We start from the raw sequence: 7,923 nt of genomic DNA, 5'->3' as shown, positions 1-7,923 counted from the left end.
GGCACGCGGCGGTGCCCGGTCGGCTCGACATCGTCGGCGGCGATACCCGCATCGCGTTGCTGGCCGGCCTCAACGCCTATGACAAGCCGTCGATCTTCACAGACCTCGACATGCGGCTCGCCCCCTGGATCACCAGCCAGCGGCTGCGCGATCACGGCATGCTTCTGGTCTGGCCCGGGAGCGGCGTGCCACCTCGGCTGCTGGCGTGGCTGGGAAACATCCCGGTCAAGACCGTTCTTTTCGACTGGTCGCTCAGGGCACCACCGGTGGCGATCAGCTTTGCCGCCATTCCGCCTGGCATGAAGCTACCGGGTTTGATCGACAGCCTCGCCCAACCGAGCAATTGAGGTAGATCCACCGCGTCCGCTGGACGAAGCAGGTGACAATGCCCATTTATGGCGAGACCACTTGCTTTCACGCAATTCCAGACGGAAAACCGCTACACACTTTTCCTGGAATTGCTTTTGAGGAGACGTGACATGGCGACTTCGACCGAACGTGCAGTCCTTGCCGGCGGCTGTTTCTGGGGCATGCAGGATTTGATACGGCGCTATCCCGGCGTCATCTCCACCCGTGTCGGCTACAGCGGCGGCGACGTGCCCAACGCCACCTACCGCAACCACGGCACCCACGCCGAAGCCATCGAGATCAATTTCGATCCGGCCATCATAAGCTATCGCACGCTGCTGGAACGCTTTTTCCAGATCCACGATCCGACGACCCGCAACCGCCAGGGCAACGATGTCGGGACGAGTTATCGCTCGGCGATCTATTACACCAGCGACGAACAGAAGCGCGTCGCCGAGGACACCATCGCCGATGTCGATGCCTCGGGCCTGTGGCCGGGCAAGGTCATCACCGAAGTCGCACCCGTTGGTCCGTTCTGGGAAGCCGAGCCCGAGCATCAGGACTATCTGGAGAAATATCCCAACGGATACACCTGCCACTTCGTCAGGCCAGGCTGGAAGCTGCCGGTTCGCGAGACGGCGGTTTCGTAGATTCGCAACTGCGATTTGCCCTGCATTGCTGCTCGACGGTGTCGTCGAGCAGGTCATCGCATCCAAACCCCTTTCAGTCAGCGCACCGTGTCGCGTCGGCCATTGAGCTTTCACAACGTCCGAGCGCTCTTCGAACGCCTTCGTCAACGGCGAATGCGGATGCGGTAGGCAAACACGGTCAGGTGGTTGACAGCCTGCCGTATCGCGGTTCCAATTGCGCAGGAAGAGTTGATTTCGGGAGACGGGCCGTGAAGAAAATCTACGAAAAGCCAGTGTTTGTAAAACGCGAGCGTCTTTCGGTTGTCACTGCCTTGGCATCGCCTTCCACTCAGCCGACCTGACAAGCTCGCCCTGATCTGTCGGCCCGTTTGAGCCGCCGAAGATGAGGCCGATCGAATCGACCGATCACTCGGAGCCGATCACAGCCGTTTTTGTCCTCGATATCTCTAACCATACGGGGCCTCTGCTCGCCGGCTGGCTAGAGGCTGGAAATGCAATTGGCGCGATCATCGTGCCCGGGTTCCGGCGTCGTCCCACCGGTTTCAGCATCGGCAATTTCCGACGAAGGCTTCAACGCAAGCTGCTGCTCAGGCGGTTTGTCGGTAACACGCCTGTCAAGTTGATCGAATTTGGCCGCCCTTACGATTGGAATGCGCTTGGTCGCCAATTGTCTGACCTCCGCGCCGATGTGCTGGTCTGCTACACTTTGCCTGTCTTGATCCCTCAAGAGGTTCTTGGCCATTTTTCCAAAGGCGGGGTCAACCTCCACCCGGCGCTGCTCCCCGACTATCGAGGGCCACATCCGACCCAGCGCTTGGCCGTGGACGGCCGGTGTGCGGCTCATGGCGGCGTCACGCTCCACAAGATGTCCGCCGGTTTTGACGAGGGTGACATTCTCGGGCAGGTGCCGTTTTCCGAAGCTGACTGGACCTCGAGAGAAGCCTTGGCCGACAGCACGGCAACCGCTATGCGGATTCTGGTGAGCGAGGCGGTGCCGGCCTACTGCCGGGGGCTGTTGTCAGGAATGCCGCAGCCGAAAGGCGACTTCGTCTGGGCACGGCTTCAGCCCAGCCACCTGATAATCTCGCCGGCCATGTCGGTCGAGCATGTTGTACGGCTATGGCATGTGCTCGGCCTTCTGCCAGGCATCTATCTTGAAATCGGAACGCGCAAAGTCAGACTGGGATTCCAGATCAGAAGGCTGGGGCCTTGCACAGGAAAGGCTCCGGTCAGGCGGTGGGGAACAGTGGAATTCGATCTCGCCAACGGTCGGGTCCTGTATTTTACCTACGGTAGAGTGCTCAAACGGCTGCTCAATTCAAAACACCTGTTTTTGCGCCCGCCCGCCGGAAAACCCGCTCCACAAATCCGGCTGTTCGGCAAAACGAGTGCTGCGGACCAGAGAAACGGATGAAGCCGCTGGGCGATGCCCAGCGGCTTCATCTGTGTGCGGTTACTTGCCACAATTATTATCGTTTACCGTTGGCGCCGTCGCGTTACCATCGGCGTCCGTCTGTGCGCCTTGCGGGTTGGTCGGGCAATTCTGATCCGCGTTCGAATTCATGTCCCCTACCGTGCCAGTCGTGCTGTTGGTCGTGCCCGGGTCGACAGTGTCCGGCTCGACCGTATTCGGTGAAGCCGGCGTGTTCGGCTCAACCGTCACCGATTTGCCGCTGCCGCTTCCATTTGCGTTGTTGCTGCCGGCGCTTTGCGCCATGGCTGACGTGGCCAGACCAATGGTGAGAACGGAAGCTGCGAGGATTTTCATGAACATGGTTTGTCTCCATTTCTGTGAAGTCGTCGCTTGTTTTCTACGAAAGTGATCGCGTTGCGACTGTGGGGACAACCGGTCGCGGCGGCGAAGGTTCCCGACAAAATTCCGCTCAGGCGCACCGTGACTGGCGCAATGCTTTTGGCGCAGTGCTCTAAAAAAACGGCTTTCCCTTGAACTCGAATGATGCTTTAAGGCGCACATCCACAGGGGTGCTCCGTACGGTCGGGGCTGAGACGGGGGCGGCAAGCCCACAGACCCTAGAAGCTGATCTGGGTAATACCAGCGGAGCGAGGCGGGCGATGTTTTCAGGCGCACAGATTTCCCTATACCCCATGACCGACGAATTCGTCGGTGTCATTCTTGGCGCGCTCGGTGCGCTCGATCCCTGGCGCGACAAGCTCAGGATCGAGACCGACGACATCTCGACCTTGCTGGTCGGGCCGCCCGAAGTGCTGTTTCCCGCCATGCGCGACCTCTTCGTGGCGGCGGCACGCAGCGGCAAACATTGCGTGTTGTCGGCCGCCATCTCGCGCGGGTGCCCTGGCGAGCCGGATGACCCGATCTGCCGCTCCGATGCACTTGGCGGGCCTGTCGGGCCACTCGGCCCGCGCAAGGATGCGGCCATCGCGGCGGTGCGCAATGCTGCTGCCACCGGCCAGTCGGCGGCGGCGCAGTTCTCGCTCTATGTGATGGGCACCGACGACCACATGGACGAGATCTACGGCTGCATCGATTTTCTCAAGCAGTCCGGCGTCTATGAGCGTTCCAAGCATTTCTGCACGAAACTGCGCGGTGATGCCGGTGCGATCTTTTCGGCGCTGGACGAGGCCTTCTGCCGCTTCGGACCAGGCGCCGGCCACGTAACCCTCGACGTCACGGTCTCGGCCAACAGCCCGTCGGCTGTCTGAGCCAGCCGCGCTTTCGCGCTGCCGTCAAAGGTTGTCTCCCGTGGCCACATCATCAGTCGCTTCGCGCCCGATCGCGAGCCTTCTTGTCAAGGCAATGCCGGCCATGATCTCGGTCGGTTTGCTCCTGCTGGCGTGGGAGCTTTATGCCACCTATTCCGGCATCAGGCCGACGACACTGCCGGCGCCGTCGCGCGTTTTCGAGCAAGCGCTGCTCAATCGCCAGGCGCTGGCCGACAACGCCATTCCGACCATCGGCGCCACGCTGCTCGGCTTCTCCTGTTCGCTCAGCGCTGCCTTCGTGCTGTCGATGCTGGTCGACTTCTTCCAGCCGCTGCGGCGTGCGCTGTTTCCTGTCTTAATCGTCAGCCAGACCTTGCCGCTGGTGGCGATCGCGCCGCTGGTGGTGCTCTGGTTCGGCTTCGGGCTGGCGCCCAAGATCATGCTGGTGGCGCTGGTTACCTTCTTTCCGATGCTGGTTGCATTAGTCGAGGGTTATGAGTCGACCGAGGCCGAGATCGGGCAAATGCTGCGCGCCATGGGAGCAGGGCGCTGGCGCATCTTCATGCTGGCACGGCTGCCTTCGGCGCTGCCCTATTTCTTCGCTGGTTTGAGGATCTCCATCACCTACGCCGTGGTCGGCGCGATCTTCGCCGAATATGCGGGGGCCGCGAAGGGGCTGGGCATCTACATGCTCAACGCCAAGAACAATTTCCGTCCTGACCTGGTTCTTGCCGCCGTCGGAGTGAGCGCTGCCCTGACCCTTGTCCTGTTCGGGTTGACTGTACTGCTGCAGCGCCTTGCGATGCCCTGGGAGCGGGCCGGCAAGGAAACCGCCGGGAAGGGGGCCTAGCGATGAGCCGGCTCGAACTGCGGCATGTGCGCAAGGCGTTCGGTGGGCTCGACGTGCTGGCCGATATTTCGCTTAGCGTCGGCGCTGGTGAATTCGTCTCGATCCTTGGACCCTCGGGCGCCGGCAAATCGACACTCTTCCAGCTCCTGACCGGCGCCGAGCATGGCGAGGGCGAGATGTTGTTCGACGGCGCGCCGCTCGACGACCACGGCAGGCATTTCGCCTTCATGCCGCAGCGTGACGCGCTGATGCCGTGGCGGCGCATCCTCGAAAACGCGACGCTCGGGCTCGAAGTGCAAGGCATGAGGAGACAGGCGGCGCGGGCGCGCGTTGCGCCGTTGTTTGCCGAATTCGGGCTTGCCGGCTTCGAGCGGCATTTTCCAGCGCAACTGTCCGGCGGTATGCGCCAGCGCGCGGCCTTGCTGCGCACGGTGGTGCAGCAACGCGACATGCTTTTGCTCGACGAGCCGTTCGGCGCGCTCGACGCGCTGACCCGCACGGCCATGCAGCGCTGGCTGGAACAGATGTGGCGGCATCATCGCTGGACGGCGCTCCTGATCACCCATGACGTGCGCGAAGCCGTGTTCCTGTCCGACCGCATCTATCTGCTGTCGGCGCGCCCGGCCCGCATCGTGCGTGAAATCAAGGTGCCGCTGCCGCGCCCGCGCAGCCTTGGCGGCGATGCCGCGCGCCAGGCAAGTACGCTCGAGGCCGAGATTCTCGACATCATCCTCAACGCCACCCCATCCAAAGGACACGATCATGACTGACTTGACGCGCCGGCAGGCCTTGTTGCTGACCCTTGCCACAGGCCTTCCGCTCGTTGCCGGATCGGGGCGAGCCCAAGCACAATCGGCACAAAAGGTCACCGTTGCCCTCGACTGGACTGTCAACACCAACCACATCGGACTGTTCGTCGCCCGCGACAAGGGCTTCTATCGCGAGGCCGGGCTCGAGGTCGACATCCTGCCTTACAGCGATACCGGTGCGGGCACGCTGGTTGCAAATCGCGTCGCCGATTTCGGCATCAACGGCACCATCAGCCTGTTCACCCAGAGAACCGCCGGAGCGGACCTGAAGGGCGTCTATGCGGTGGTGCAATCGGAAACCGGCCGCGTGGTCTTCAATGCGGCCCGCAGCGAGATCGTAAGCCCGAGAAACCTCGACGGCCTGACCTATGGCGGCTTCGGCAGCGCCTGGGAAAACGCCCTGATATCGACCATCATCCGCCATGATGGCGGCAAGGGCAATTTCGAGACGGTGACGCTCGGCACCTCAGCCTATGAGGCGCTGGCCAATGGTTCGGTCGATTTCACGCTCGAAGTCTCGACCTGGGAGGGTGTCGACGCCGAGCTCAAGGGCGTCAAACAACGCAGCTTCGTCTATGCCGATTACGGCGTGCCTGACGAGCACACGACACTGATCTCTTCGAGCGAAGCCTATCTCCAGGCAAACCCCAAGCCTGCGGCCGCCTTTGTCCAGGCGACGCGGCGCGGCTACCAGTTCGCGGTCGATCACCCCGAAGATGCGGCAGCCCTGCTGATCGCGGCCAACAAGGATGCGTTGACCAATCCGGCGCTGATCCACGCCTCACTGAAGGCGCTGATCGACGGCCATTATCTGCGCAGCCAAAGCGGCGCCATCGGGACGATGGATCCGGCCAAGATGGGAGCGATCGGCGGCTATCTCTTCGCGTCCGGCATTTTGCGTGATGCCGACGGCAAGCTGGTTGCTCAACGCCCGGATTTCGGGAGCTATTTCCGCAACGACTATCTGAGCTAGTCTGGCAAAACCAAATGAGATGGGTCGCCAGTCTTTCTGGGCGACCGCGTGGAGCAGGTCGTCTGGAAGTGGCGCCCTGGCTCCCCGACAGCCAGTTTAATGCCGATCTGATCTTGTTGATTAACTGCCCGGCAATGGTTGCGTGCAAAGGTCGCCCTGAGGGATCATTGGGGTGTTTGCATTGCTCATATCAAAAAGCGAGGCGCTTTCGCACGTCAGTGACGGCAGGATTTTGTCCGCAGCCCGAAAGCGCGAAATCCTGGTGGATTTGCGCGAAGGTTTCTTTCGGATCTGCGCGCTGGCCTTCGCGGGCATGTTCGTCTACCGCGGCGTATCTCACCTGATGCTCGACCCGACCCGCATCAATGTGGCGCTGGTGGCAATTTCCGAGATCCTGACCTTTACCTGGCTGCTTCTGTCGCGGCGACCGCAGGTTCGCGACTGGAACCCGCTGACGGTGGTTGTTTCGGTGGTCGCCAGCTTCGGTGTCGGCTTCATCGACCTGGAACCGGGCGTGGCCATCATCCCGATCTATGCCGCCGCGCCGCTGCAAGTCCTGGCGTTGGGGTTCGTGATCTGGGGGAAGATATCGCTAGGGCGTTCTTTCGCCATTCTGCCGGGCAATCGCGGCGTGATGACCGACGGTGCCTACCGCCTGGTGCGGCACCCGATCTATGCCGGATACCTTGCCGGTCATGTCCTGTTCCTGCTGTCGGCCTTTTCCTTCTACAATCTTGCTGTCTACGCCGCGATCACCTTCTTCCAGGTTCATCGCATCCTGCGCGAAGAGGCGCTGTTAGCCGCGACGCCGGAATACCGGGACTATATGAAGCGCGTCCACTACAGGCTGTTCTACGGGATCGTCTAACAAGCCGGCCAGCGCAGAATCGTTCGGCCTGCAATCACGCTTGCACTCTCTCGCTCCCGCATCCGCCGACAGACTCTGGCCACTTGCAATCATCGTGGCGGTCTTGCTGATCTTGCGAGAGGCTCGTGCGCTGTCCGGTGCGGTGTACGGCCTCGCAGTAAGACGAGCAGAGTAACGTCCGATCATCAATGGTCTTACGCACTGTGTAAAGAGAAATTATTCCAACTTTATTACAATTTTATTTCAGAAATTTTGTTGATGTATACCACGCTTCAGGTTCAGTATTCTCTCTCTGAAACTGAAATTCACCACCTCGCGTAGTTGATCTTGCAATCGGCTCTCGCCAATTGCTTTAGCGCAACGACAACAGGAGAGTGTTATGGCTCACACCATCAAGACAGTCGCCAACATGTTGGCGGGTAGTGCGGTAATCTTAGCCCTTTCCCTGCCCGCCAATGCTGCGGGAATCGGCCTTGGCGTTGGTGCCTCGGTGGGTGGTAGCGGCGGCGTCAATGCCGGCGTCGGGGCTTCCGTTGGCGGCAGTGGCGGCATCAGCGCCGGAGTGGGCGCCTCGGTGGGCGGCAGCGGTGGTGTAAAGGCCGGGGCCGGTGCCAATGTCGGCGGCTCGAGCGGTGTCAATGCTGGTCTCGGCGCTTCGGTCGGCGGCAGCAATGGCATCAATGCCGGCGCGGGCGCCAATGTTGGAGGATCTGGCGGCATTGCTGCCGGACTCGGCGCCAATG

8 protein-coding genes, 2 pseudogenes and 1 riboswitch are annotated in these 7,923 nt (G+C 61.4%); of the genes and pseudogenes, 9 read left to right on the top strand and 1 reads right to left on the bottom strand.

Annotated features, from left to right (window positions below; all coding sequences use genetic code 11):
- The 3 genes and pseudogenes from EOC06_RS27670 to EOC06_RS27660 all read left to right on the top strand — a co-directional run.
- Positions 1-347 (top strand): annotated as a pseudogene (locus EOC06_RS27670) (glycosyltransferase family 39 protein); the annotation flags it as partial.
- Positions 348-479: 132 nt separating this feature from the next.
- Positions 480-998 (top strand): peptide-methionine (S)-S-oxide reductase MsrA, encoded by a 519-nt coding sequence (gene msrA, locus EOC06_RS27665; RefSeq protein WP_127272383.1) that lies wholly within the window; start codon positions 480-482, stop codon positions 996-998.
- Positions 999-1,380: 382 nt separating this feature from the next.
- Positions 1,381-2,412 carry a formyltransferase family protein gene (locus tag EOC06_RS27660; protein WP_128309271.1) on the top strand — a complete coding sequence of 344 codons (1,032 nt, stop codon included), beginning with the start codon at positions 1,381-1,383 and terminating at the stop codon, positions 2,410-2,412.
- A 39-nt stretch (positions 2,413-2,451) separates the two neighbouring features.
- Here EOC06_RS27660 and EOC06_RS27655 read toward each other — a convergent pair whose 3' ends face one another.
- On the bottom strand, positions 2,452-2,772 hold the full coding sequence (locus tag EOC06_RS27655) for a hypothetical protein (protein WP_127272385.1): 321 nt from the start codon (positions 2,770-2,772) through the stop codon (positions 2,452-2,454).
- A 195-nt stretch (positions 2,773-2,967) separates the two neighbouring features.
- A riboswitch (TPP riboswitch) is annotated at positions 2,968-3,081 on the top strand.
- On the opposite strand from EOC06_RS27655, the gene EOC06_RS27650 reads away from it, so the two are divergent.
- The 6 genes and pseudogenes from EOC06_RS27650 to EOC06_RS27625 all read left to right on the top strand — a co-directional run.
- Positions 3,072-3,680 (top strand): YkoF family thiamine/hydroxymethylpyrimidine-binding protein, encoded by a 609-nt coding sequence (locus EOC06_RS27650; RefSeq protein WP_127331098.1) that lies wholly within the window; start codon positions 3,072-3,074, stop codon positions 3,678-3,680. It overlaps the preceding riboswitch by 10 nt.
- Positions 3,681-3,783: 103 nt before the next feature.
- On the top strand, positions 3,784-4,530 hold the full coding sequence (locus EOC06_RS27645; RefSeq protein WP_128309272.1) for an ABC transporter permease: 747 nt from the start codon (positions 3,784-3,786) through the stop codon (positions 4,528-4,530).
- 2 nt (positions 4,531-4,532) lie between these two features.
- Positions 4,533-5,300 carry an ABC transporter ATP-binding protein gene (locus tag EOC06_RS27640; RefSeq protein WP_128309270.1) on the top strand — a complete coding sequence of 256 codons (768 nt, stop codon included), beginning with the start codon at positions 4,533-4,535 and terminating at the stop codon, positions 5,298-5,300.
- Complete coding sequence (locus tag EOC06_RS27635) at positions 5,293-6,312, top strand: ABC transporter substrate-binding protein (RefSeq protein ID WP_127268777.1); 1,020 nt, start codon at positions 5,293-5,295, stop codon at positions 6,310-6,312. Before EOC06_RS27640 ends, EOC06_RS27635 begins: the two co-directional genes overlap by 8 nt.
- A 172-nt stretch (positions 6,313-6,484) precedes the next feature.
- A complete protein-coding gene (locus EOC06_RS27630; protein WP_128309269.1) occupies positions 6,485-7,180 on the top strand; it encodes an isoprenylcysteine carboxylmethyltransferase family protein in 696 nt (231 codons plus the stop codon).
- A gap of 379 nt (positions 7,181-7,559) precedes the next feature.
- Positions 7,560-7,923: pseudogene (locus EOC06_RS27625) on the top strand (hypothetical protein); the annotation flags it as partial.

The organism is Mesorhizobium sp. M7A.F.Ca.MR.362.00.0.0 (assembly GCF_004023175.1).
In the GTDB taxonomy this organism is placed as follows: Bacteria; Pseudomonadota; Alphaproteobacteria; order Rhizobiales; family Rhizobiaceae; genus Mesorhizobium.
Note: the sequence above shows the minus strand (reverse complement) of the source record. Positions and strands in the feature narration are given on the sequence as shown.

Excerpts from the sequence above, each read along its gene's own strand:
- msrA (WP_127272383.1), top strand. The coding sequence starts at position 480 with ATGGCGACTTCGACCGAACGTGCAGTCCTTGCCGGCGGCTGTTTCTGG.
- EOC06_RS27660 (WP_128309271.1), top strand. The coding sequence starts at position 1,381 with ATGAGGCCGATCGAATCGACCGATCACTCGGAGCCGATCACAGCCGTT.
- EOC06_RS27655 (WP_127272385.1), bottom strand. The coding sequence starts at position 2,772 with ATGTTCATGAAAATCCTCGCAGCTTCCGTTCTCACCATTGGTCTGGCC.
- EOC06_RS27650 (WP_127331098.1), top strand. The coding sequence starts at position 3,072 with ATGTTTTCAGGCGCACAGATTTCCCTATACCCCATGACCGACGAATTC.
- EOC06_RS27645 (WP_128309272.1), top strand. The coding sequence starts at position 3,784 with ATGATCTCGGTCGGTTTGCTCCTGCTGGCGTGGGAGCTTTATGCCACC.
- EOC06_RS27640 (WP_128309270.1), top strand. The coding sequence starts at position 4,533 with ATGAGCCGGCTCGAACTGCGGCATGTGCGCAAGGCGTTCGGTGGGCTC.
- EOC06_RS27635 (WP_127268777.1), top strand. The coding sequence starts at position 5,293 with ATGACTGACTTGACGCGCCGGCAGGCCTTGTTGCTGACCCTTGCCACA.